Here is a 23,819-nt window from a genome sequence, read left to right on the forward strand (position 1 = left end):
AAATTTATGGGTTTTTCATTCTTTCCCCCTGCTCCCTGCCCCCTGCGGTCTATTTGTATCAAACTTAAAGTGAAACGGTATTAGGCTATGGGTAGAGAAATTATAAATTCAGTTCCTTCACCCACAACAGAATTAACAATGATTTTACCGCCATGTTTTTCTTCGATAATTTGTCGGGCGATCGCTAATCCTAATCCTGTACCTTTACCTACTTCTTTGGTAGTAAATAAATGGTCAAAAATCTTGTATTTAATTTCTGCGGTCATTCCTTTACCATTATCGGTAATTGATATTTTTAGCTGGCGGTTTTCTATAAAAGTTTTAATAGTAATTGTATTTGGATTTAACTTGATTTCTGCAAATTCACGCCCGCCATTCGAATCATCTAAAGCATCAATTGCATTCGCTAAAATATTCATAAATACCTGATTTAATTGTCCAGGAAAACAATCTATTGGCGGGATTTCACCGTAATTTGTAATTACTTCTATGGCTGGACGTTGTTCGTTAGCTTTCAGGCGATGCTTGAGAATTAAAATTGTGCTGTCGATACCTTGATGAATATTAAATGGCACTTTGTAATCTTTATCGGCACGGGAGAAGGTGCGAAGACTAGTGCTAATATTTTTTAATCTTTCGCAGGCTATTACCATTGCATCAATTACCTTGGGTAAGTCTTCTAAAGTATATTCCAAGTCTATTTCTGCGGCATGGTCAAGAATTTCTGTATGAGCTTCAGGAAAAATATCTTGATATAATTTTAAGTGTGCAAATATATCTGCAAGGGTTGGTTTAACTTGTTTGAGGCTGGCAACAATAAAACCCAGAGGGTTATTCATTTCATGGGCTACCCCTGCTACTAAATTACCCAACGCAGACATTTTTTCATTTTGTACCATTTGTAATTGAGCTTGTTGCAAATTAGAAAGTGCTTGTTCTAATTCTTGAGATTTTTGTTTGAGTGCGATTTCAGCAAGTTTGCGTAAGCGTAGCTCGTCGTAGACATCGCTTACATCAATCACTACCCCATCCCAGATAATTGCACCATCTGCTTGCAGTTCCGGTCGGGCTTTAGATTGAATCCATTTTACAGTTCCAGAAGGCAAGAGAATTCGCCATTCTTGCTCAAACGGAGTCATATTTTGGGCAGATTCAGCAATTGCTTGGGCAACAACTGGGTCATCTTCTGGATGGTGTAGAGTATGTAGGGCTTGTCTACCTGTCATAACATCTTCTGGATCTACCCCATACAGTTCATAACAACCAGAGCTAATATAAGGCACAGAAATTGCCCCATCAGGCGCAAGCCGGAACTGATAAACTACACCAGGAATATTATCTGCGAGATTGCGGAACTGAACTTGGCTGGCTTGCTGTTGCACCAAAGATGCTTCTAACTGTTGAGCATAGTTTTGAGCATCTCGATACAGACGGGCATTTTCTAGAGAAATCGCCGCTTGAGCGCATATTAATTCCAGAATTTCGAGGCGATCGCTAGTAAAGACTTCGCTTGTTAAACTATTTTCTAAATACAACAGACCAATCAGTTGACCTTGATTGACAATGGGAGTACAAACAACACTCTTGGGTAAATATTGCTGGATGTAACTATCTGCTAACCAGGTAGTTTCTTTGGTGATGTCGTGAATAATGATTGGTTGCAAGGTGTGTTTCACTGCATAAATCATCTTGATGGGGACATCATGACTACTATCAAGCGGATGGGGTGAAAAGACCGACTGTTCCAAATCCTCAATAGTAGTCACAGATACTACAACCCAATTCGCCTGATCTGGTAAGACAAGTGCTATTTTCTGCGCCCCGGAATTTTGTAATAGCACTTGCATTAAATTTGTAATCAACTCCTCCAATTGAATTGCACTCAATAACGCCCTTGAAGCTTTTAAAATAGCGCTGAAGTCCAGATTCTGAGAAAAGCTGGTGCTATGAGAAGTAGAAGTTTGACTGGTGTAGGTAACAATAGTAGCGTTGCTGATGGTTTCTTGCAGATTCAGGTTAAATCTTCGTTGTTGGAGAATGTGTTGCAGAATCTGGGGATATTTCTTTTCTAAATCATCTGTTTTGGCTTTTGCACCCCAATGAGCATAGCAGTAATATGCTTGCTGCATATATGCTTGGGCGACTGTTTCTTTACCCCACTCAAGATAAAACTTCGCCGCCAATTCGTTGGCGAGAGCTTCTTCTTGAATGTAGCCATTTGCTTTCGCGCCAGCAATAGCGCGATCGTATAATTCCATCGCCTCCAGTTTTTGATCTAAAACTCGATGCTGTTCGGCTTTAATTAGATCATACTTATGTTGAAAATTCATTGGTGCAGCCAGCGCCCTTTTCTGAAGCATTTCCTGATTGGCTACGATGATTTCTGCATCACCTGATGTTGCCAACAGTGCCAATGATTCATAAAAATACAACAGAGGTACATTAAATGTACCAGCGCCACTTCCCAAGTATTGTTTAGCCTGTTGTGCTACGTCTAAAGTCTGGGAATATTCCCCAAACAAGAAACATAAACCAACTTTGTTAGTTAACAAAAACCACAGTCCTGATTGATCGCCACTTTGATGCAGTGTTTCCAACATAACGGCTTCGTCCATTACTGCGCCAGTCAAGACAATGGGATTATTTGCCTGTCCCAGTAAATTTAGAACTGTTTGTTGATAGGATTTTATAAAGTTCAAAGCTGTTTGCTGACCAATTTGCTGGATACCGTGACTGTATGTATTCATGTTTTTTATCAGTTCATTTAAAGGCTGTCCAGTCAAATATGAATGTAAGCAATAAGTAAACCCACCAAAGCCTGCAAATACTAAGTCGCCAACTTCTAAACCACAGCTGTAGGCTTGCTGCAAGGGCGCTAGAGTTTCTTGAGTATGATGTGTGCAGAATGTAATGTAGAAATAGACCAGGACTAGTGTACGTCCGTAAAACTCTTTTTCATGCAATTGTTCGCAGAGGTTGAGTGCTAGTTGTCCAAACTCATAACCTGTGGAAAAATCTTCGAGTACGGCACATAGCAACAGCCCATAATAAACATAACCAATTACAGAAGTATTGGCATTACCATACTGGAGTGATAGTTCTACTTTTTTCAAAGCCACCAGCGGAAACAATACTGGATTGCAAGCGTAAGCAGCAACCCCAACCTTAACTAAAATCCGCATAGCAGCCAAAACCGTTGGATCAGTCATTGGCGGGAGATGGAGTAACTCAGCCGCCGATCGCCCATTTAGTTGCAGTGCGATCGCTTGAAATGCTGCCGGAATTTCTTCGGGTACAGGCTGTTTCGGTAGATGAATGCCTAACTGATTCAGTAAATCTAATGCCATTTCAATGGCGAAAATAAATTGACCTTGGTTAGTGTAAGCTTCTAGTTTGACCTCGGCAATCTTGACAGTATCCGTCAGGGTTTGAGCCTGTTGCTGAATCACTATTGCATAACGCTCCATCACATCAAGATTGCCTGATAAATAAGCCGCTTCCGCCGCTAAGTTGTGCAGATGCAGTGTGAGCGAATAGTACTCATCCCATGCAGATTCACCTAATAACTCTAATCCACTAGTGGCATAGTCAAAAGCACTAGTATAGGCAGTGGCGACTAGTGCTTTTTGGCTGGCTTTGAGATTACACTCAGCGAGTAAAAGTTTTTCGGCTGTGTCGGTAATTAAGCTTTGCCCTAAGTTAAGTTGACTGACAATTTCAAAGATGTGTTCTTCTTTTTGCTCATCAGAACTGTCTTGGAGTAAAAGTCTACCTATTTGCAGATGAGTGGCTTGCTTTGCCTCATCGGGTATAAGTGAATATGCTGCTTGCTGAACACGGTCATGGAGAAACTTGTAGGTAACAAGTTCAGCATTTTGATGAGTGATATTTTGATTTTCTTGTCCTAAATAAAATTTGTAAATTTCACTTTGTGGTAAGATTAATCCTGCTTGTAATGCCTGCCACAAATCCGCCGCAGTTGCTTTAACTGATTGTTGATTAACAATCCCTAAAGTTTTTAAATTAAATTTATTACCTATACAAGCGGCTAATTGCAATATTTCTTGAGTAGATGCTGGCAGTTTTTGTAACTGAATCGCCATAAATTCGACCACATCATTGGTGAGCGATCGCTGGTTGATTTGAGCAATATCACATTCCCAAAACCCTTGGGTAAAATTGAAGTTAATCAGCCCATCTTGGTGTAATGATTTGAGAAATTGTGTGCTAAAAAATGGATTGCCTTGAGTTTTTTGATATACCAGACGAGCCAGTGGCAAAGATGCTTCTGTTCTACAACCCAAAGTATCAGCAACTAACTGATTTAAATTTAATTCACTCAGAGGTTGTAAGTTAATTGAATTAACTCTGGCATTCATCTTATTAATTTCCTCTAATGTCAACATTAAAGGATGTCCAGGAAATATTTCATTATCTCGATAAGCTCCAATTAATAGCAGATAAGTACTATTAACCTCACTCATTAATAATTTAATTAATTGTAGAGAAGCCGAATCAGCCCATTGCAAATCATCTAAAAATATTACTAAGGGATGTTCTGGCGTGGCAAATATTTGAATAAATTTTTGTAATAATAAATTAAACCGATTTTGAGCCGCCGTCCCTAATAATTCTTGTACGGGTGGTTGTTGACTGATAATTTTTTCTAAGTCGGGAATAATATCAATAATTAGCTGGGCATTGTCTCCTAAAGCTTGGAGAATTTTATATTGCCATTGTTTTAATTGCTGATCAGTTTCGGTTAATAACTGCCCAATTAAATCGCTGAGGACTTGGACAAAAGCCGAAAAGGGAATATTCCGGTTGAATTGGTCAAATTTACCTTTAATAAAATAACTGCGTTGTCTGACAATCGGTTTATGGACTTCGTTAACAACAGCAGTTTTGCCAATTCCCGAAAAACCAGCAACCAGAACGAGTTCGCTACAGGAGTTAGATGATTCTTGAACACTAGCGATGCGCTCAAATGCTGCTAGGATTTGCTGTACTTCAGTTTCTCTACCGTATAATTTTTCGGGGATAATAAAGCGATCGCAAATATCCCACTCACCAATCTCAAAGTTGACAATCTTTCCGGTTTCTTGTATTTGCGACAGGCAGATTTCTAAATCATGTTTCAACCCTAACGCGCTCTGATAGCGGTCTTCAGCATTTTTTGCCATCAGTTTCTGGATAATATTATCCAACACTTGAGGAATCTGTTCACTGTTAACTGAAGGTGGTATTTTCGCAATATGACAATGCACCAACTCCATCGAGTCTTCACAGTTGAAAGGTAATTCTCCGGTTAACAGTTCAAAAAATGTCACTCCTAAAGAATAAAAATCACTGCGATAATCAATCCCACGATTCATCCGTCCAGTTTGTTCGGGGGATAAATAAGCCAAGGTTCCTTCTAAAATATTGGGGCTAATCAGAGTTTGAGTTTCTTTAGGCAGAAGCGAAGCAATACTAAAATCTATAAGCTTAATTTCGTGAGTTTTTGGGTTAATTAAAATATTGGCGGGTTTGATATCTTTGTGGATAACACGGTTTTGATAAAGATAGTGCAGGATATCGCACATTTGTAGCGCAATGATCAAAAACTCCTGCAAGCCTAACTTTTGATTTCTCAAATATTCTCGCAAAGAGAGACCACCGAAATCTTCCATGACTAGGGCATAGCCATTACGGTCTACTTCTAAACCTAAAGGACAAACAATCCCAGAAAAATCTAGATTTTTCGTAATTGTGTACTGATTGTGAAATTGTAAGAGTTCGCTAAAGGTGGGATATTCGCGGTTGAGTAATTTGATGACGACAGGTTGTTGATCTGCGGCTCGAATACCTCGGTAGACTACAGTTCTAGACCCTGCATAGAGTTGTTCTGTCAGGTTGTAACCGGGAATGACTGCCATTGCATCCACAGGAATAATCATTGTACATACCTCAGAACAGAATTTTTAGTGCGAAATTAATACATCTATTATTCCCGTGGTTTAAGTATTGTTAACAGCAAAAATATTTCATTTCTCTGGAAATCAGAGGATGTCTGAAAATTTTTTGGTGTTGTATTAAATACTTGTAGATCCCCCTAAATCACTCTTAAAAAGCAGGGTGGTTTCATACGAAAAAAGAAAAATCTAGACGTTTTGCTTTTTCGTTGTGTAGCCGAGATTTTGACCCCTCTCCAAACCTCTCCCCCACGGTGGGAGAGGCTTTGAAAGCTAAATTTATTTTTTTCTCTGGTTGTATGAAACCACTCTGGCTCTCCGTGTCGGAGAGGAGAGTTGAGCTACCCTCTTCCCTACTAGGGAAGAGGGCTGGGGAGTTAGGTTTTTGATTAGTGAATCGATACTCTAGGGGGGAGCAAGAGAAATATTTAATACTTTTCAGACATCCTTTGAAGTCTTATAGCAGTCGAAGTATGGGTGATGACATTAAAAAAGTATGAATGGCAGACATAGTAAGACTTTTACCTCCTGCCTCCTGCTATATTTTGGTGCTGAGATAATAATCCGGTTTGTACACAGATTAAGGTACAACGGTTGTACTTGTCTTGGCATTTAAAAAGGGCAATACGGCTTCTGTAACTTCAGTGGCATACTCTTCATACATTCCCAATGTGCCAGGAAGTGTCAGTGATTGAATGTCTGGTAATGCTGCCATCGCTGCCATTTCTTGTTTGGAATAGGGCGGAGCTTGTTCTGCTAAGATGACCAGCACAGGCACAGGAGACGATCGCAGTAGTGTGATGAATTCCTGGCGATCGCTCACTGGATCAAGTCCACCGGTGACAAACGCCGCTGGGGCAAATCGCGCCCCAGACTGTCGAGTAATTTGCTGCTTCTGCTCAATAAACTCTGGAGTTAGGCGTGACTGATCTGCATAAACATGCCTTCCATACATGAGACGCAGAAAGCCCTTGGTTGTATTTGCTTGATAAAGCGCTTGACCCACAATCGGGAATCTGACTAGTTGTCTGACTGCTGCTGCTACTGGTTTGGGTACGCCCATTGTTGGTAAAGGGCCGCGCCAGGTGGGAGCAACTAAAACAATGCCAGAGCAAGCCTGGGGTTGTTGTTGAGCCAGTTGCAAGACATAACCCGCCGTATGACCAGCCGCAATTACCGCCACAGGTTCTGAGAAAGTCTGTTGGACAAACGCCTCAAGCATCTGCTGCAATAGTGCAGGTTGATAATTTATAGCCGGGCGATCGGATTCACCAAATCCTAACCAATCGAGTGTAATGGCTTGGTAGCGATTGGCAATTCCCTCGGCAATCCCCTTCATTTCGTAACGGCTGGAAACAGTACTAAATGCGGGTAGGAGCAAGACGGGTTTACCCTGACCTATCGTATCGTAAGCGATCGCATAACGCTTTTGATTCCACTCAAATGAAAATTGATGCTTCGTTTTCATCTTGATCCATCCACAATTGAATCCATTTGAATTTAATGTAGCTGGAATAAGACAAGACTGACGCACAAAGGTTGTTGGTGAAGAATGGGTGTAAGGGTTGGGAAAATTTAACTCCTACCTTCTTCACTCAGCTAAAGGTAACACCAAGCGACTAACAACCCGATGATCTGGTAACTGATAAAAATGTAGCTCGCCACCCAACTGCTGCATGAGTTGTTGGCAAATCAGCAGGTGTAAAACCGGTGGTTGGTTGAGGTAGGAAGTGGCTAATACATCTTTGGGTATCTGATTTTGCAGTGCTGCCAACAGGTGCGGTTCAATCATGCCATGATCTGTAATTGACAGTTCTAGCAATCTTTCCTCTAAGCGGCGACACCAGATATCAATTCTGCCGCCACTGAGAGAACGGTTACAAGCTACAACTAATAATTCATACAAAACTAATTCAAATTTGACGATATCGCCAGCGATCGCTAACGATGATGGATAGCTCGAAGGTTGCAATCCTTTGAGGAATATCCCACTGTTACCAGAATCTGTATCTGTAGCCGATTGTCCTAAACCATGTACCCCTGCCCACAGTTGGCGTTGTTTGAGTAGATGTTCGACTCGTTCTAGCGATCGCTTCATTAAAGTGGCTATGGGCATAGTTTCAGAACTATGATGCAATTGCCATTGCTCAAGTTTAACTAAGGCGGTCATGGCTGCTGTTGCATGGTCTAATTGTCGCAGCAATAGTTTATAGCGCGTTTGTGTCAGTTCATTGCTGGGAATACCCAAATCTTCAATCTGGCTTAATAACTGTGTTGCTGTTCTTTGAATTTCCTCTAGGCGACGATGTTTATACCAATTGAGTTGTTGCAATTCTTGATTTGTGGACTCTAATAGTTTGGTGATTTGTTGTTGACGACGCGACCAAGCTAATTGAGTGACTAGTGTTTCTGTTGCATTCAGGCTTTGTTCTGTCCAATATCGTTCTCGACGATCTGCAACTAATACTACACCTGTGGGTGCATAATCAGCGCTAGTGCGGAGTGCGATCGCTAAAACTTGACCAATGCCTTGACCATTTAACCATTTTCTGGTTTCTGGTGGTAAATCATCAGCATACACACACACATAATCATCTTTGGTTAATGCCCACTGAATTATAGCTTCAGTCTGGATGGGGACAGGATTGTCTGGCACAAGCCCAAATCGATTATCGTGAATGACGCTAGGAATAATTTCCGCAAAATTATCCCCAGGCGACCAAGATAACAGCACAGCTAAAGGAGAATTGAGAACAGTGGCGATTTGTTCGATGGCTATGTGTTCTAGATGTTTTGCCCCCGACTCTGTTGTGTCACTTTGGGCTTTTTCAAGAATACGTAAGCATTTTTGAATACTAGAGAGAATTTGCTGCTGTTGTTTAGTATCTGTTTGTAGTTGCCACTGGCGGATAATTACACCAATCTGTTGACCGACAGCCCATAACAATTCCTTTTCTAAGCTGGCCCAACTACGATTAGTTTCATGGGTAATTACTAAAAGTGCGCTGGGTGTATGACCTTGAGTGCAGTTACAAACCAACAGCGATCGCGTTCCATGCTCTAATAACAAAGGTCGCCAATTAAAAAACCGCAAATCTTCTTCTATATTCTGCACTTCTACTGCCGTTTTGGCTGACTTCAACATCTGCTCATCCATATCTTTGAGCGCATTGAAGGTAACTGTCAACGGACGGCGATTTTGGACTTGGCTTTGAAAAATAATTTGATAACTATGCAAATCAGGGTTGTACTGTAAGAGGAAAAAGCGCGTGGCGGCGAAGCGGTTTAAAACTTTAGTCGCACAGTTGCGTAAAGTTGCTTGCAGGTCATCTTCGTGATAAATAGCTTGAGCAACTTGGCTAGTTAATTGAGCATCATCTTGAATTTGCTTGATGGTGGTGTCCATCGTTTCGGTAGGCGCAACTAAAGAAATTAGTCCCGCGGCACTTTGGACAAAATTTTTGTCCGCTTCTGTCCAGATTCGCGGTTCATTGGCCTCCACCGCCAGAAACCCCAAGAGTTCTTTTTGCCAGAGGATAGGTGCTGCTAATAGCGATCGCACTTGTAAACGTTGCAACACTTTGGCAGTAAAATGACTTTTCAAAGAACTACGCTCATCGCCAATCCAGACAATTTGATTAACTGACAAAGCATAATAAAACTCGCTTAAATCCTGTACCGTCATCCCCGCAGCTATTTGCTGTTTGTTGTCTTGGCGATTGATGTTGGCTAGTTGATTGCTCATCCGACACCAAAAATAACGCCCTTGGCGCTCAAACCAATAAATATTTGTCTTACTAGGGGAGACAAATTGATGTGTTGTTTGGACAACTGCTTTCAGCTTTTGGTCTAAATTATTGAGAGTACGTAAATTTTCTAATAAGTGTAATATTGGCTCATCGAGATGCTTTGTTTGCTGTTGCTGCAAATTCAGTTCATTTTGATAAAGCACTGCTCCCAGTTCGCCTAATACCATTAATAAACGAGCTTTGGCATCACCTGGTAACAAATATCCCCAACGTTCCGAACCAAATAATAATAAACCTAAAAAACGGTCTCTATAGCGAATAGGTAAAACAATCGTTCCCTGAATATTAAATTTTTTGCCAATTTCTTGCCATTCTGCTGCACGAGGTTCCAGGCGCAAATCGGCAACACCCAAGGGGCGCTGTTCAATTACTACCTGTTCTAAAAGGCCGCCAGGATTTAATGTTACCTGTTTGCGTAAAAATTTGGTATCACCATCAGGTGCAACACCACCTTTACCAATTAAGGTATGTTTTGGCAGATCATATAAAGCAATCCAAACCAGATTGTAGTCAAACTGTTCTCTAATATAAGAAATAGTAGTATCAATCAAAACATCAACATTATCCTCTTCCCTGAGCGTTTGGAGAACGCGTCCCAAAGCAATGATTGTTTGTTCGGCGGCTATTGGTTTTTGTGGCTGCCCCATTGTATTTTTCGTGAACATCGCTTTTTATATATAAGATGCCCAGAAAAGCCGCCTGAGTTATATATGTTTAGCCAAAATTAAAGTTATGGGTCAAGAGTCAATGGTCAACAGTCAATGCTCAATGGTAATTTTGTAATCTCTTATCCCTAATCGCCATTTCCCTTCTTCACATGGATATTTATCAAGCTGCACTTCGTCCACTACTGTTCAACGTGCTGAAAACGGATGCAGAGTGGCTACATCATCAAGCTATTCGCAGTTTAAGTTGGTTATCACAAGCAAATAATACTCCTGCTGACTTGATCAATCACAGCTTACAGCAGTCTTTATGTGTGTGCGATCGCCGTCTGGAACAAAATTTGTTTGGACTAAATTTCCCGAACCCTCTGGGTTTGGCAGCTGGTTTTGATAAGGATGGGGTAGGGGCAAAAATTTGGTCTAACTTTGGTTTTGGCTTCGCTGAGTTGGGAACTGTGACTTTTCACCCCCAACCAGGGAATCCTCAACCCCGATTATTTCGTTTGCCTTTAGATCAAGCTGTTCTTAACCGGATGGGTTTTAATAATCAAGGTGCAGCAGTGATGGCTGCTCGGTTAGCAGCACAAAAAGATTTTACTCATACAATACCCATCGGTATAAATCTAGGCAAATCGAAAATTACCCCGTTAGAAGCTGCCGCCGCAGATTATCTCAATAGTTTTCGGCTGCTGAAAGAGTTGGGCGATTATTTTGTGGTGAATGTATCTTCACCCAATACACCAGGATTGCGATCGCTCCAAGATGCCGCTATGCTCAGTTCTATCTTGGACGTACTACAAACAGATAACACTACACAAAAACCAGTATTTGTCAAAATAGCCCCTGATTTAGAATTGGAAGCGATCGCCGATATTATTGGCTTGGCTAAAACCTACCAACTAGCAGGAATTATTGCCACAAACACCACAATCAACCGTGATGGCTTGAAAACCAAGCTAATTCATCCAACTGGGAAACCTCCGCAAGATGAAGCTGGCGGAATTAGTGGTGCGCCATTGCGCGATCGCTCCACAGAAGTAATTAAGTTTATTTGGCAGCAAACCCAAGGACAAATTCCCATTATCGGGGTTGGTGGCATATTTTCCCCAGAAGACGCTTGGGAAAAAATTACTGCGGGAGCCAGCCTAATCCAAGTTTATACAGGCTGGATTTATGAAGGCCCAATGATGGTAAGCCGAATTTTGAATGGTTTGCTAACCAAGTTAGAACAAAACAAATTAAATTCCATCACCGAAGCAGTTGGTTTGAAAGTATGAAGACTAAAGTATGAAGTCTGAAAAGTATAGATGCGTAGTAGCTTGCGATAGGCTAGGCCAAAGAATGAAATTTATATTTCATACTTCATACTTCCCACTTCATACTTCATTCATGACTCTTCTAAGGGAAAGAACTCTTTTGTTTTTTCCGAAAAACTCCAAGCTATACCATCAGGATCACGGCTGCGAGTCCATTCGGGAAACTCTGGATCATTGCGCCGTTTGTAGACAGTGCTGGAATAAACATTCAAGCGTTTTGCTAATTCCGATTGAATCAGAGAGCCAAAAATTAACTGTTTTGCTAAATTTGGTTTTGCTTCTGTATGAGTTTCAGACGGTGCTAATTCAACCTCTGGTTCTAATTCTGCTACTACTGCTTGAGGTGCTGGCGGTGCTAAAAGCGATCGCGCAGCCGTTGTTACAGGTTGAGCAGACAAAGTTTTGACAGGCTCGCTACTGTCAAGAATATTACCCAAAATACTGGCAGTAATAAAGTAATAAACTTCATTGCCTGAACCAGCATTGACTATACTTGCACCAAACTCTGAAGCTTTGCCATCCAGGTAGCGTTTTGCTGTTGGGCCAGGAAAACTACCCCGCATTGCCAAGTCCATTGGTGTAATTTTTCCCTGGTTTTCCCGAACTAACTGATGGAAAACCGGGTTAACTCGCTGACACCATTGTTGCCATTGATATTGTTGCCAGATATTGAAACCAATAATCAAAACAACCAGCGCCAGCAAAAATCTCCAGGTAGAAACCAGGAAAATTATTAAAAACGATATTGGCAAAAGTAGAACGAGAAAACCCTTCCCGCCACTTTCCATTGTTTTTTCACTCATGCCGATTTTTGCCAAGCGAATTTTTTTGGGAAATAATATATTATATTGGCAAAAATTGGGACGTGTTTTTGTATCTTTTGGCAAAATCACGGAAAAGTGCAGAAAGGCGATCGCTCATCTGAACCAATTAACACCCAACCAATCTAGATTTTCGGCAAAAACAGGCAAAAATATTTTCCCTCCCAAAATCTCTTCAACAAAAACAAAATTTTTACATAAACATTAAGAAATATTTCCCTACTCAAATTCCTTCAACCTCCGCGCCACTCCTCGTCCCTCTGCGTTTAAAAATATCTACCTCTCTTCCCCTTGACATTCAAAATCATACATACTACATTAATGCTACAAGCTGATTTTCCCAAAGGAGTTAGCCAAAAACCGTAGCGGATAGCTCAAATACCAGAGCGCCAGCCTTGCCTGCAAAGGCCGACACATCGAGGGTTATCGCAAATAACTTAAAACATCCTTGAGACAAAATTCTGGAGGTGCAGGTGAAAATCCTGCTCCGCTACACCCTAACAAAGTGCTGAGTTAAAAATAATTCTTATGTGGCAGGTAGCTCAATGGTAGAGCGCCAAAAACATCTTTGTTCACTCCTTGCCTGCAAAGGCCGAAGAATGAGGGTTATCGACTCATAATCGGGAGGGTTGTAGGTTCGATTCCTATCCTGCCACACCAATTTTCATTTTAAATTTAATCCAAAATCCAAAATTTTTATGTGGTGGGTAGCTCAGAGGTAGAGCGCTTTACCCTTATTCACTCCTTGCCTGCAAAGGCCGAAGAATTGAGGGTTATCGATTAGGGTTCGAGAGGTCGCAGGTTCAAATCCTGCTCCGCCACCCAAAACTCTTGCTTTCTTCTTTGCGTCTCTGCGCCTCTGCGCCTCTGCGTGAGACACAATTACATATTTTCATGTGGCAGGTAGCTCAGTTGGTAGAGCGCCTAAACATCCTTGTTCACCCCTTGCCTGCACAGGCCGAAGAATGAGGGTTATCGCCTTCCACGCGGGATGTCGCAGGTTCAAATCCTGCCCTGCCACCTTTTATTTTTGCCCGCAAGGGCTGGGAGATGAAACCATGAACTACAACTTCTTCACCAGAAATAAAACCAGCACACCACAAACTCAGCCTATCCCTGGACGGGAAGCCGAGATGATCAAAGGCCGTTCCGGTGGTTGGATGTTTGACGCTGGCCTATGGAAGATGCTGCGGCGCTGTCTGTTAGTTGGGACAGCCCAAAGCACCTACTATGCTGGTAAACCAGAATTAACTGAAGACTTTGTAGCAGTTGTCAACCAAGCTGTTGCTGAAAATCCCAGCCGTGTAGCAGAAGAAATTCTTTATGCCAGCGATGGACGCGCTATTAATAACAGCGCACCTATCCTTGCTTTAGTGTTACTGTCGATGGGTGAAACAGGCGAAGCAAAAAAGGCTTTTGCTGAAATCTTCCCCCAAGTTGTTCGCACAGGTAGCCACTTCTACGAATGGCTGAACTACACCAAATCTCTGCGCGGCTTCGGTAAAGTTGTGCGGGAAGCTGGGAAAACCTGGCTGTCACGGGAAGATGTAAAAGGTTTGGCTTATCAATTGTTGAAATATCAACAACGCCAAGGCTTTACCCACCGCGATGCTTTGCGTTTATTTCACGTCAAACCACCTACAGAAAACCACCGTCAATTATTTGAATGGGTTGTCAGAGGTTGGGAGGAATTGCCCACAGAGATACCCTCACAAGCTTTGGCACAGATTTGGTGGTATGAATGGCTAAAGCGCAACCCTTGGCAAACCCACGAAGCCATTTTGCAAGGACGCTTAACTCACGAAATGGCTGCACCCGTGGGCAATATGGATAAGCAAGCTTGGCAGTTGCTATTTCAAGAAATGCCCATCGGTGCAATGCTGCGTAACCTCGGTTCATTAACTGAACTGGACGTATTACGTGCTGACGAAAGTGCCAACTTGGAGCGCGTCGAAGGAGTTCTCAACAACAAAGAACATCTGCGTAAAGGTCGCATTCACCCCATTGATGTTTTGAAAGCCCTCAAAACTTACGAGTCTGGGGGAAGACTAGGACGTAGTAAGAAAACTTGGACTCCAGTTCCCCGCATCGTAGACATCTTAGAAAAAGCTGTTGAATTGTCTTTTGATGTGGTAGAACCTACAGGCAAAGTTTTCATGCACGCCGTCGACGTTTCCGGTTCGATGGGTAGCTTAGTTGCAGACATGGGACTAAGTTGCTGTGAAGTTGCTACCACAATGGCACTCGTCACAGCCAAAGCCGAGAAAAACTACATGATTCGCGGTTTTGCTAACGAGTTCCGGGATTTAGATATCACCGCTAAAGATAGTTTTAGTTCGGCGGTGCGTAAAGCCAGCAATCAAAACTTTGGTGGTACAGATGCCTCTGTTGCTTACGAGTGGATGATTAAAAATAAGTTCAAAGCTGATGTAGTCTGCTTCTGGACTGACTCAGAAAGCTGGGCTGGATACAAGCATCCTAGCCAAGCCTTGCAGGAGTACCGCAAAAAAGTGAATCCAGATGTTAAGGCTGTGTACGTCACCCTGACACCATACCGCATCACCTTGGTAGATCCCAAAGATCCACTGTCTTGGGATTTAGCAGGATTTGACCCTGGAACACCTCGCATCATCCAAATGCTGGCAACAGGCGAGTTGTAGAAAGGCTAAAGTATGAAGTGTAAAATTTTACACTTCACACTTCACACTTCATGGCGGGTTTCCCTTATTCGCAACTTGCCCTTTGGGGACGAAGAATGTAGGGTTATCGGATAACGTCTCCACCATCTCCGGGACTAGCGGGTTCAATTCCTGCACCCGCCTTTATCCATTCACATAATTTAATTAAAAAACCCGCTTCGGCAGGTTTAGTTTTTGGCGATCGCTGATCATTTTTATAGACTTCTTGCATCAAGACTCTTGCTCCACAAGTTAAAAATCAAGATTTGTGCAACTAGTCTACTGACTGATTAATTGAACAACGTTCCTAAAAAATTCACAATTGGTTTCCAAAAAAAGCCTGTTAATACATAAGGCGCATATTCCAAGAGTGGGAATTTCTTGGTTTGTGGTTGCTTTAGTGGTAAACACTCAATTAAAAACGGCACAATACAAGTCAAGCCATAGGCTGTTGCTAAAGCTGTACTTAGTTTTGGTGTTTCTCCTGGTATGGGGCTATAGTAAATTCCCAGCAAAATAAAACAAATCATCAAAAATTGTTGCCACATAAACCAAGATTGAGGTGACAAAAAATAAACTAACTGCGGAAAGCTTTTGTCAATTTTTTGTCGCATTCCCAATAAAACTGCCCAAGTTGCCGCCCCAACAATACCATCAGTCTTTAAGCCATAAACCCTCTGGAAACGTTTCACAGCCCTTTCAGTTTCCCAGTCAAAATAGCCATTGGGTTGTTTCTTCAAAAATTCTTCTTTGTAGAGAATATTTTGGAGTTCTTCGACTGCATCTCTCAATTCAGATAAATTCTTTTTCTGACCACGGTAAAGCTTGGGATATAACAAACAAGCCCAAGTCAAAGGGCCAACTACTCCATCTGAAACAAGATGATTGCTTGTCTGAAATTCTTTGACTGCTGCATCAGTCTGCAAATCAAATCTACCAGTGATTTCTATCTCTAAACCCTGAATTTTTAATAGTTCTTGCAGTTCGTTGATTGATTCCTGCACAGACCTGGGGCTAAAGTCTCGATAAAGTATCGGACGTTTATTAAAGACACAAACTTGCTTTTCTTGAGGAAAATATAGTCTGTCTGGTTTGATGCCAAGTAACAGACTTAAGGAATTCAATATTCTCTCCATGCAAAATACCTCTTTATTAAGATGTCACAATGATCGTCAAGATAGTCTTTTCATTTATGAGAAATATTTTTAATATTCCCAGTTCCTATATTGACCAAGTATTCATAATCTTAATAAAACTTGGTAAATTCAAAAGGTAGAATGTTAAAAAAATGTTGGCCATTTGTTAGATTATTGTTTTGATAATGTTGCTAAAATTACTTATGTATAATCATTCCGGATATGATTATATACAATGTTGCTATTAAGACATTGTTGACAGAGTTATAGGGTGATATTTATGTCAGCGACTTCACAAAGTGGGAATCTGTCTAAAGCATGGCATCGAAAGCTTACTAAAGATTGGGAAATAGACTGTCTACTGACTGACTTAGAAGCTCGAACCAAAAATCGCTACAGGCAAAATACTAAAAAAGACTTATTATTAGGGTTACTTTGTGGATATAGCTTAAAAGAACTTGGTAAATATTTACATAAAAATAATGCTGTTGTCAGAGCAGGATTAAGTAATATCTATCGAGATATTGAAACGTTGACAGAAGAGTCTAACAAGACTGTAAGAGCAAAGAATCTAGTTTACATTTTAGAAAAACATGGTTATCGCAAAGGTATAGAACCATCTTCTAAACATCCTCTGGCAATTATTAATAATCTGCCATCGCCAACCTACACAGAATTTATTGGGCGTGAGGCAGATATGAAAATTTTATTAGAGCGTCTTTCCCCAGAACATGGCGCTCACATGATTACAGTACATGGTATTGGTGGTGTAGGTAAAACAGCGTTAGTTTTAGCAGCAGCTTATATCTGTTTAAAAGCTAGTCGTGAAAATTTGAATATCGCATCTAAATTTAATGCGATTATTTTCACTTCTGCAAAACAACAAGAACTCATTCCCCACGGAATTTTGCAACGCCAGCAAGGACAGCGTAATCTGCGAGAAATTTTTCGAGAGATTGGTAATGCACTTGGCGACCCGACAATTATTCAATCTCCTCCTAATGATCAATCTGACCGTGTACGCCAAATTCTCTCTAGACAGCGCACATTATTGATTGTGGACAATATGGAGACGATAGAAGATAGAAGTGGGGTGATCGAGTTCCTTTATAATCTGCCGATTTGTGTCAAAGTGGTGATTACTACTCGCGAGCGAATTGCGCTACTACCAATTAGCCTGCAAAACTTGACCGTAGAAGATGGAATGCAGCTAATTCAGCAACAAGCGGGAGAAAAAGGTATAACTATCAATGATCAAGAATCTCAATTACTCTACAAACGCACTGGTGGGATTCCTCTAGCAATTGTCTACGCCCTTGGTCAAATATCGAGTGGTTATTTTCTGAGTTCAGTAATGGCAAAGCTAACCAACGCTAGTGGTGATGTCGCTCGTTTTTGCTTTGAACAATCGGTGCAAGGAATTGCTGGACAACCAGCCCATAAGTTGCTGATGTCGCTGGCAATTTTTCCTAACTCTCCGACTCAAGCTGCTGTGGCTGAGGTGGCTGGGTTAACAAATTCACCTGATTCTAATAACGATGGTTTAGCACTTTTGCAGCAACTTTCCTTAGTCAATCAAAATCCAGAGACGAAGCGATATGAAATGTTATCTCTGACTCGTGAGTATGCTTTGGCCGAGTTAGCTGCTAACCCAGATTTTGCAAGAGAGGCGCGGCGGCGTTGGGTAAGGTGGTATTTAGATTTTGCTAATAGTTACGCTGGCGAAGATTGGGAAAAATCGAAACATTACGAAAGGCTAGAAGTAGAAGAGGTAAATTTACGGGCTGTGCTTTATTGGTGTCGAGACCAAGACCACTATGAAGAAGTGAGAGATCTAGGTCTGCTGTTGAACCACTACGCTAATCTCTATGCTTATTGGGACGATCGCCTAGATTGGTGGCAATGGCTTGTGGAACAATCAGAAAGACGGGGTGAATGGTCATTTATGGTGAAATTCATCATCCGCAAAACTTGGCTATTAATTCGGGAATGTTCCGAGAAGAGTCTTCAAGAAGCTGAAGAGATGTTGCAAAGGGCATGGGTGTTACGCGACCATGCAGATTTATGCGATCAAGCTGACTTAGCTGAAAATATCGCTAGGCTCAAAATCAGACAAAAAAATTATGTAGAAGCACGTAAATGGCTGAATATAGAACAAAGGTTAGTAACTCAAGCGAATTTAATTGAGCAGAAACATATCCGTTATTACATTCCTGTACTTTATCATCGAGCAGTTATCTTACACAAGGAAAATAAATATTCCGAAGCGAAAATGCTTTTCCAAGAAGTGATGGAATGTGCTAAAAAAATTAACTGGTATCGAGTAATTAATTCGGCTCAAAATTGGCTGGCGGATATTGCAATTGATCAAGGCGATCGCGATGGATCTCAACAGTTATTAACTAAAGGCATCATTGTGGCTGACAGCAGCAAAAATAAGCGCCGTCTAGCCCGCTATCAACGCTCTCAGGCTAAATGGGAAAAAAAATGGGGTAGTGCGGATCAAGCTGATAAATTTGCTAGAGAAGCGATGGATGCTTTTGAACATTTAGGTATGCTCAAAGATGTCGAAGAAATGCAGTTATTGCTGAATTAATATTCATCAATAATTGCAGTTCCAAAAATGCTAAAATACCCATAAAAGCGACAATTAGCGTGGGATGTCAGCCAAAGATAAATTTCACGATACAGTTAAAATAGCCCTGCAAAAAGATGGATGGATAATTACACATGATCCTCTCCGCATTCGGATTAGCTCTACAACTAAACTATATATAGACTTGGGAGCAGAAAAACTGGTTGCAGCTGAACGTGATGGTCAGAAAATTGCAGTTGAAGTCAAAAGTTTTTTAGGTGCTTCTGCGATGGCTGAATTCCATTTAGCTATAGGTCAGTATATTAACTATCGTTATGCTTTAGCAGATTTTGGCTATGAACAAACTTTATACTTAGCAGTACCGTGGCTCATCTATGATGAGTTTTTGACACAGCCATTTGTGCAGGCAGTCATTCAACGTAGTCAAGTCAATTTATTGATTTTTGATGACGAAAAAAAAGAGGTTGTGCTATGGCAAAGCTAGATATCTATCGACAGCATATCCAAAGATTACTCAAAGAATATGCAGCGCGAGATTTAGGGGAAGATAATGTAGAAGTACAACTGATTTTTGATACTGAACACGACCATTATCAGCTTTTTTATGTTGGTTGGCGCAATCGAAGGCGCGTTTATGGGCCTGTCATACATTTAGATATTAAAAATGAAAAAATTTGGCTGCAATGGAATGGTACAGAAGATGATATTGCTGCTGATTTAGTAGAGATGGGTGTGCCGAAGCAGGATATTGTTTTAGGTTTTCATTCGCCTTATATGCGTCAGTTTACTAATTATGCTGTAGGCTAAAATATTGATTTTTGAATTTTACAAATTTCCTGCTCAATCTCCCAGCCAAGGTATAGTCGGTAAATTTGAATCGTCATTTTGCTGCAAAATATTTGTATCTGGAAAAACTGCCAATTTATCCAGTATCACTAATACTTCTTTGGCTGATTGATAGCGTTGTTTAAAATCATCAAGTACCATTTTCTCCAAAATCTCAGCGAAGCCATCGCTGACAATTGCCTGATTTTTCCATTCCCATTCACCATCCTCATTTCTATTCATTTCATGGGGGGCAATTCCCGTTAATGCGCGAATCCCAATCATCCCGATCGCATAAATATCACTACTGTACTGTGGGCGACCAAAACATTGTTCGCTAGGTGCATAGCCTCTTGTACCAATACCAATTGTAAAAGGGGCTTGTTCGGAATTTTCTAGTTGTGGGGTTGAGAGTTCTTTGACTGCACCAAAGTCAATTAAGACTAGTTTGTTATCTGTTTGGCGGCGCATGATATTACTGGGTTTAATATCTCGATGAATCACGCCGTTTTCGTGAACAAAGACTAAGATTTGTAATATTTCTTTGATAATTTCTCTGACTTGAGTTTCTCTTAAACCTTGACCGGATGGTAGTTCTTTAATCAAGGAATGACCTATGACATATTCCTGAACTAAATAAAACTCATCATCTTGTTCAAAATAAGCCAAAAGTTGGGGAATTTGCGGATGAGTCCCCAATTTTTCGAGGGTTGCGGCTTCGGAATGAAATAAACGTCTGGCAAGTTCTAAACTTTTTGCTTGGGTGTTAGCTGGTTTTAATTGCTTAACAACACAGAGTGGATAACCAGGACGGTGCATATCTTCAGCAATGTAGGTTTCGCTAAATCCCCCAGAACCAAGAACTTTGACAATTTTGTAGCGTCCAGCGAGAATTTTGCCAGATACGGCTAAATCTCTTTTTTTTAGTAAGTCTTGCAGGTCATTTTGTTGGCTGATAATTTCTTGGACAATGGGAGAGGTTTTATATTTTTGGAAAATTGTGACTAATTGGCGTGTTCTCAATTTTTCTCTAGCGACTTCTATTCCCAGATAAGATATTCCATTAAAAGCGATCGCCATCATTGGTATAGCCGTTGGGAAAATTAACTGACCATATATAAAGCAGATATAGCTAGTTCCTCCCCAAATGCTGGCTACGGCAAAACTGACCAAAAATCGTTGGAGATTGTTCTTGGTTCTATTGACGATGTAGACTGTAGCGCCAACTAAAATCAGCACAAACAACCCTTGCAAAACTGAACTAGAAATTGCCGGTGCGATCGCTTTATTCTGCATTAAAGTGGCGATCGCATTGGCGTGAATTTCTACACCAGCCATACGTTCCGACATATTGGCAGCCGCTACTGGGTGATAATCATTGTTTAGTTTGTCTGTAGAACCAATCAAAACTATTTTGTCTTGAAAAACTCTGCCTTGCTGCAAATAGTTATTCCAGTTTTGTGCATCAAGAACATACCACAAGGAAATCGGCTCAAAAGTCCCCGCTGTCCCCCAAAAATAAATGCGATCGCCTTTTGGCTGAGGATATTTGATTTGCGCTGCACCTAAAACAGCTTCATCAAAGGAAGGTGCTTTCTCTGTCAACATTCCATTAGTTGCTAACAGCTTGGGAAATTCACTGGCTAGTTTGTGAACTTTACCGTCTGCTTCTAAAGGGAAATTGACTGAACCAATGGAAACCCCGCCGACTTGAAACATCTCTTGAGGTAAAGTCAGTTGGGTGAATATACCTTGATGGGTGGCAAAATTTTCGTAAAGTGCGGCTAAGGTAACTTTACTGCCATATTTTTTTAATACAGCTTGCAGCTGGCGATCGTCCTCACTACCATAACTGCTGGGTGTGTCGAAAACTACATCTAATGCAACAGACTTTGCTCCAGCTTGCATTAACTTTTCGATAATCTGGGCGTATGCAGCACGTTTAAACGGAAAAGATTTCAGTGGTTCTAGGTAGGCATACTGGTGTGGATCTGATTTATAGTACTGTTCGGGAAGTGAGATTGACTGGTCATCGATTGCCAAAATCACGATATCTGCTGGTGATGCGTTCGTCGTTCGCGTAGCGTCTCGAAGAGAAGACGTTGCTAAAGGTATCGCGCCCCGCAGTTGAAAAAACGCCGAAAATATCTGACTCTCCATCAAATTAACCCAGCCCACACCAGAAGCAGTCAGCAATGTTGCCCCAATTGTGGACGCAGCCGCTAAAAAATAACTCACACGAGCTACCAGCTTAGACTGTGATGCCGTTAGAGTTACTTTTGTGGGTTTGCCGGATGCTGTATTGGCAGTAGATAGATGTTTTTTGCTGACGGTAGATGTAGGTTCTTCTGCCATATCGTGTTAATAATTGGTTTACGTACAACTTTATTGACAGCAGAATTCAGAAGCCTGAATTCAGAATTCTGAATAAAAATAGGCTCTCTATCTAGCTTTGAAAACTAAATTGTGTACTTCACTCACTGGCAATCTGTTGGATTTAGTCTCCTTTTTAGTAAAAAATATTGAAATAAAACTTAAATGAAAATCTTATACATTTGTAATCTATGTTTTATGACTCTGCACAGTTTACTGAACGAACCTGAATTTGGCAGGCTTTCAACCTGGCACAGACTGACTTATTTGCTGAGTGAGTTTTAGCAGTGATTGTTTCTTCTCTAGAGTGAAACCGAGGAAATTCTCACCTCACAGGTGCAATTTTTTTGAATATCTCGCTGAAACTTGGTTTGAGAGTGTAAGAGTATAAAGGTGGAGAAAAGAGAAAATTTTGCCTTTGTTTCTTGCTTTCCACTCCTGAGTTAACAATCTACTGTTGTCAGAATATACCCATTCTGCATTGGATTGCAGCGATATTTTCACGTCTGAAGACACAATGTGAGCCTCCTAAAAATTATTATCCAGGAAGCTTTGTTGAAAAAGACTTCAGCCTGTTGTGTCCAGGTCTCATGTGCGAAAAAGGCTACCATGTTGTTAACAGTAAAACCTATATGTGGATTAATATACTTGAAATCTCCCCTTCACTTCGCTGTTTCCTCTACTTTTTACATTTGCCCTAACAGATAACTTTACTTAACTCAACTGTATTCATATATGAGCATCAGCCAATATCCTCCTTTCAGACATATACCTTACCTCTTTAGGAGTAAAATTGACAGTTATATAACTAAGAATGCTGTTACTCAGTCAACTTTATTGGTAGATTTTGATCATCTGACCTATTTATATAGTGCTAGAGGTTAAACTATCGAACACCCAGCAGCTTGGGTTTATGTTTGCGTCAAATTTATGCTTTGAAAGAGGTAAGATAAAGGCTATACATGAGGAACTAGTTCCCGGCTATTAGCTAATTTATGATTTAAGAGTTGCTATAATCTATTGTTCAATCTAAATTCATTGCTATATATTAGGTGTAAATTTTTATGGGTTCCCCTATGAATCGTCTGTCTATTTTTGTAGACGGAAATAATATGTTCTATGCTCAACAAAAAAATGGCTGGTTTTTTGACCCACGGCGAGTATTAGAATATTTCAAACATGAGCAATCAGAAACAACTTTGATAAATGCCTTCTGGTACACTGGCTTAAAAGACCCACAAGATCAACGAGGTTTCCGAGATGCTCTCATCAGTCTAGGATATACAGTCCGAACGAAAATTCTTAAAGAATATTATGATGACACTTCCGGTCGCTATTCACAAAAAGCTAATTTAGATATAGAAATTGTCGTAGATATGTTTAATACTGTAGACCAGTACGACCGGGTAGTTTTATTTAGTGGTGATGGGGATTTTGAAAGAGCTATTGAATTATTAAGATCTAAAAATACACATATTACGGTAGTGTCTACAGAAGGAATGATCGCCAGAGAACTGCGTAATGCTACGGATAGATATATAGATTTGAACGATATTAGAGACCAAATAGAAAAAGTAGATGGTCAAGTGCCTTAGCAATAATTATTTACAAAAATAAGAGTAAAACAACTAAGGTTGCAAATATTT

13 protein-coding genes and 3 tRNA genes are annotated in these 23,819 nt (G+C 40.8%); 9 read left to right on the top strand and 7 right to left on the bottom strand.

All coding sequences use genetic code 11. From position 1 onward, the window contains the following. Positions 1 to 80: 80 nt before the first annotated feature. The 3 genes from AC504W_RS18465 to AC504W_RS18475 form a co-directional block, all read right to left on the bottom strand. Positions 81 to 5,939, bottom strand: a complete 5,859-nt coding sequence (locus AC504W_RS18465; RefSeq protein WP_494873704.1) for a trifunctional serine/threonine-protein kinase/ATP-binding protein/sensor histidine kinase — start codon at positions 5,937 to 5,939, stop codon at positions 81 to 83. Positions 5,940 to 6,534: 595 nt separating this feature from the next. Then, complete coding sequence (locus tag AC504W_RS18470) at positions 6,535 to 7,422, bottom strand: alpha/beta fold hydrolase (RefSeq protein WP_494873706.1); 888 nt, start codon at positions 7,420 to 7,422, stop codon at positions 6,535 to 6,537. Positions 7,423 to 7,545: 123 nt separating this feature from the next. After that, a complete protein-coding gene (locus tag AC504W_RS18475; protein WP_494878694.1) occupies positions 7,546 to 10,410 on the bottom strand; it encodes a GAF domain-containing protein in 2,865 nt (954 codons plus the stop codon). A 170-nt stretch (positions 10,411 to 10,580) separates the two neighbouring features. Between AC504W_RS18475 and AC504W_RS18480 the strand changes: the two genes are divergently transcribed. Further along, positions 10,581 to 11,705 carry a quinone-dependent dihydroorotate dehydrogenase gene (locus AC504W_RS18480; RefSeq protein WP_494873707.1) on the top strand — a complete coding sequence of 375 codons (1,125 nt, stop codon included), beginning with the start codon at positions 10,581 to 10,583 and terminating at the stop codon, positions 11,703 to 11,705. 110 nt (positions 11,706 to 11,815) lie between these two features. On the opposite strand, the gene AC504W_RS18485 is transcribed toward AC504W_RS18480, so the two are convergent. Further along, on the bottom strand, positions 11,816 to 12,547 hold the full coding sequence (locus AC504W_RS18485; protein WP_494873708.1) for a hypothetical protein: 732 nt from the start codon (positions 12,545 to 12,547) through the stop codon (positions 11,816 to 11,818). A 548-nt stretch (positions 12,548 to 13,095) separates the two neighbouring features. On the opposite strand from AC504W_RS18485, the gene AC504W_RS18490 reads away from it, so the two are divergent. The 4 genes from AC504W_RS18490 (at position 13,096) to AC504W_RS18505 (ending at position 15,225) form a co-directional block, all read left to right on the top strand. After that, a tRNA-Met gene (locus AC504W_RS18490) sits at positions 13,096 to 13,225 on the top strand. Between the two features lie 41 nt (positions 13,226 to 13,266). After that, positions 13,267 to 13,390: transfer RNA gene (locus AC504W_RS18495), tRNA-OTHER, on the top strand. 72 nt (positions 13,391 to 13,462) lie between these two features. Beyond that, a tRNA-OTHER gene (locus AC504W_RS18500) sits at positions 13,463 to 13,586 on the top strand. Positions 13,587 to 13,623: 37 nt separating this feature from the next. Further along, positions 13,624 to 15,225 (top strand): TROVE domain-containing protein, encoded by a 1,602-nt coding sequence (locus AC504W_RS18505; RefSeq protein WP_494873709.1) that lies wholly within the window; start codon positions 13,624 to 13,626, stop codon positions 15,223 to 15,225. A 103-nt stretch (positions 15,226 to 15,328) separates the two neighbouring features. On the opposite strand, the gene AC504W_RS18510 is transcribed toward AC504W_RS18505, so the two are convergent. Both AC504W_RS18510 and AC504W_RS18515 read right to left on the bottom strand, forming a co-directional pair. Then, the gene (locus AC504W_RS18510) at positions 15,329 to 15,475 is read right to left on the bottom strand and encodes a hypothetical protein (RefSeq protein WP_494873711.1); all 147 of its coding nucleotides are present in this window, start codon (positions 15,473 to 15,475) and stop codon (positions 15,329 to 15,331) included. Positions 15,476 to 15,533: 58 nt separating this feature from the next. Beyond that, positions 15,534 to 16,379, bottom strand: coding sequence for a peptidoglycan-binding domain-containing protein (locus tag AC504W_RS18515; RefSeq protein ID WP_494873712.1), 846 nt, complete (start codon positions 16,377 to 16,379; stop codon positions 15,534 to 15,536). A 280-nt stretch (positions 16,380 to 16,659) separates the two neighbouring features. Here AC504W_RS18515 and AC504W_RS18520 point away from each other — a divergent pair, with 280 nt between their 5' ends. From AC504W_RS18520 to AC504W_RS18530, 3 genes are all read left to right on the top strand, one after another. Beyond that, positions 16,660 to 18,975, top strand: a complete 2,316-nt coding sequence (locus AC504W_RS18520) for a tetratricopeptide repeat protein (RefSeq protein WP_494873713.1) — start codon at positions 16,660 to 16,662, stop codon at positions 18,973 to 18,975. Between the two features lie 64 nt (positions 18,976 to 19,039). Further along, the gene (locus AC504W_RS18525; protein WP_494873714.1) at positions 19,040 to 19,459 is read left to right on the top strand and encodes a XisH family protein; all 420 of its coding nucleotides are present in this window, start codon (positions 19,040 to 19,042) and stop codon (positions 19,457 to 19,459) included. Then, a complete protein-coding gene (locus AC504W_RS18530; RefSeq protein ID WP_494873715.1) occupies positions 19,447 to 19,782 on the top strand; it encodes a XisI protein in 336 nt (111 codons plus the stop codon). The genes AC504W_RS18525 and AC504W_RS18530 overlap by 13 nt, the downstream gene beginning before the upstream one ends. Positions 19,783 to 19,815: 33 nt before the next feature. On the opposite strand, the gene AC504W_RS18535 is transcribed toward AC504W_RS18530, so the two are convergent. Next, positions 19,816 to 22,155 carry a CHASE2 domain-containing protein gene (locus tag AC504W_RS18535; protein WP_494873716.1) on the bottom strand — a complete coding sequence of 780 codons (2,340 nt, stop codon included), beginning with the start codon at positions 22,153 to 22,155 and terminating at the stop codon, positions 19,816 to 19,818. 1,082 nt (positions 22,156 to 23,237) lie between these two features. On the opposite strand from AC504W_RS18535, the gene labA reads away from it, so the two are divergent. Further along, positions 23,238 to 23,768, top strand: a complete 531-nt coding sequence (labA, locus tag AC504W_RS18540; protein ID WP_015114631.1) for a low amplitude/bright protein LabA — start codon at positions 23,238 to 23,240, stop codon at positions 23,766 to 23,768. Positions 23,769 to 23,819 lie beyond the last annotated feature (51 nt).

The organism is Nostoc sp. C96 (assembly GCF_059384975.1).

Bases quoted from the DNA above. Each gene is read 5' to 3' on its own strand.
- AC504W_RS18465 (WP_494873704.1), bottom strand. From the start codon at position 5,939: ATGATTATTCCTGTGGATGCAATGGCAGTCATTCCCGGTTACAACCTG.
- AC504W_RS18470 (WP_494873706.1), bottom strand. From the start codon at position 7,422: ATGAAAACGAAGCATCAATTTTCATTTGAGTGGAATCAAAAGCGTTAT.
- AC504W_RS18475 (WP_494878694.1), bottom strand. From the start codon at position 10,410: ATGGGGCAGCCACAAAAACCAATAGCCGCCGAACAAACAATCATTGCT.
- AC504W_RS18480 (WP_494873707.1), top strand. From the start codon at position 10,581: ATGGATATTTATCAAGCTGCACTTCGTCCACTACTGTTCAACGTGCTG.
- AC504W_RS18485 (WP_494873708.1), bottom strand. From the start codon at position 12,547: ATGAGTGAAAAAACAATGGAAAGTGGCGGGAAGGGTTTTCTCGTTCTA.
- AC504W_RS18505 (WP_494873709.1), top strand. From the start codon at position 13,624: ATGAACTACAACTTCTTCACCAGAAATAAAACCAGCACACCACAAACT.
- AC504W_RS18510 (WP_494873711.1), bottom strand. From the start codon at position 15,475: ATGCAAGAAGTCTATAAAAATGATCAGCGATCGCCAAAAACTAAACCT.
- AC504W_RS18515 (WP_494873712.1), bottom strand. From the start codon at position 16,379: ATGGAGAGAATATTGAATTCCTTAAGTCTGTTACTTGGCATCAAACCA.
- AC504W_RS18520 (WP_494873713.1), top strand. From the start codon at position 16,660: ATGTCAGCGACTTCACAAAGTGGGAATCTGTCTAAAGCATGGCATCGA.
- AC504W_RS18525 (WP_494873714.1), top strand. From the start codon at position 19,040: ATGTCAGCCAAAGATAAATTTCACGATACAGTTAAAATAGCCCTGCAA.
- AC504W_RS18530 (WP_494873715.1), top strand. From the start codon at position 19,447: ATGGCAAAGCTAGATATCTATCGACAGCATATCCAAAGATTACTCAAA.
- AC504W_RS18535 (WP_494873716.1), bottom strand. From the start codon at position 22,155: ATGGCAGAAGAACCTACATCTACCGTCAGCAAAAAACATCTATCTACT.
- labA (WP_015114631.1), top strand. From the start codon at position 23,238: ATGGGTTCCCCTATGAATCGTCTGTCTATTTTTGTAGACGGAAATAAT.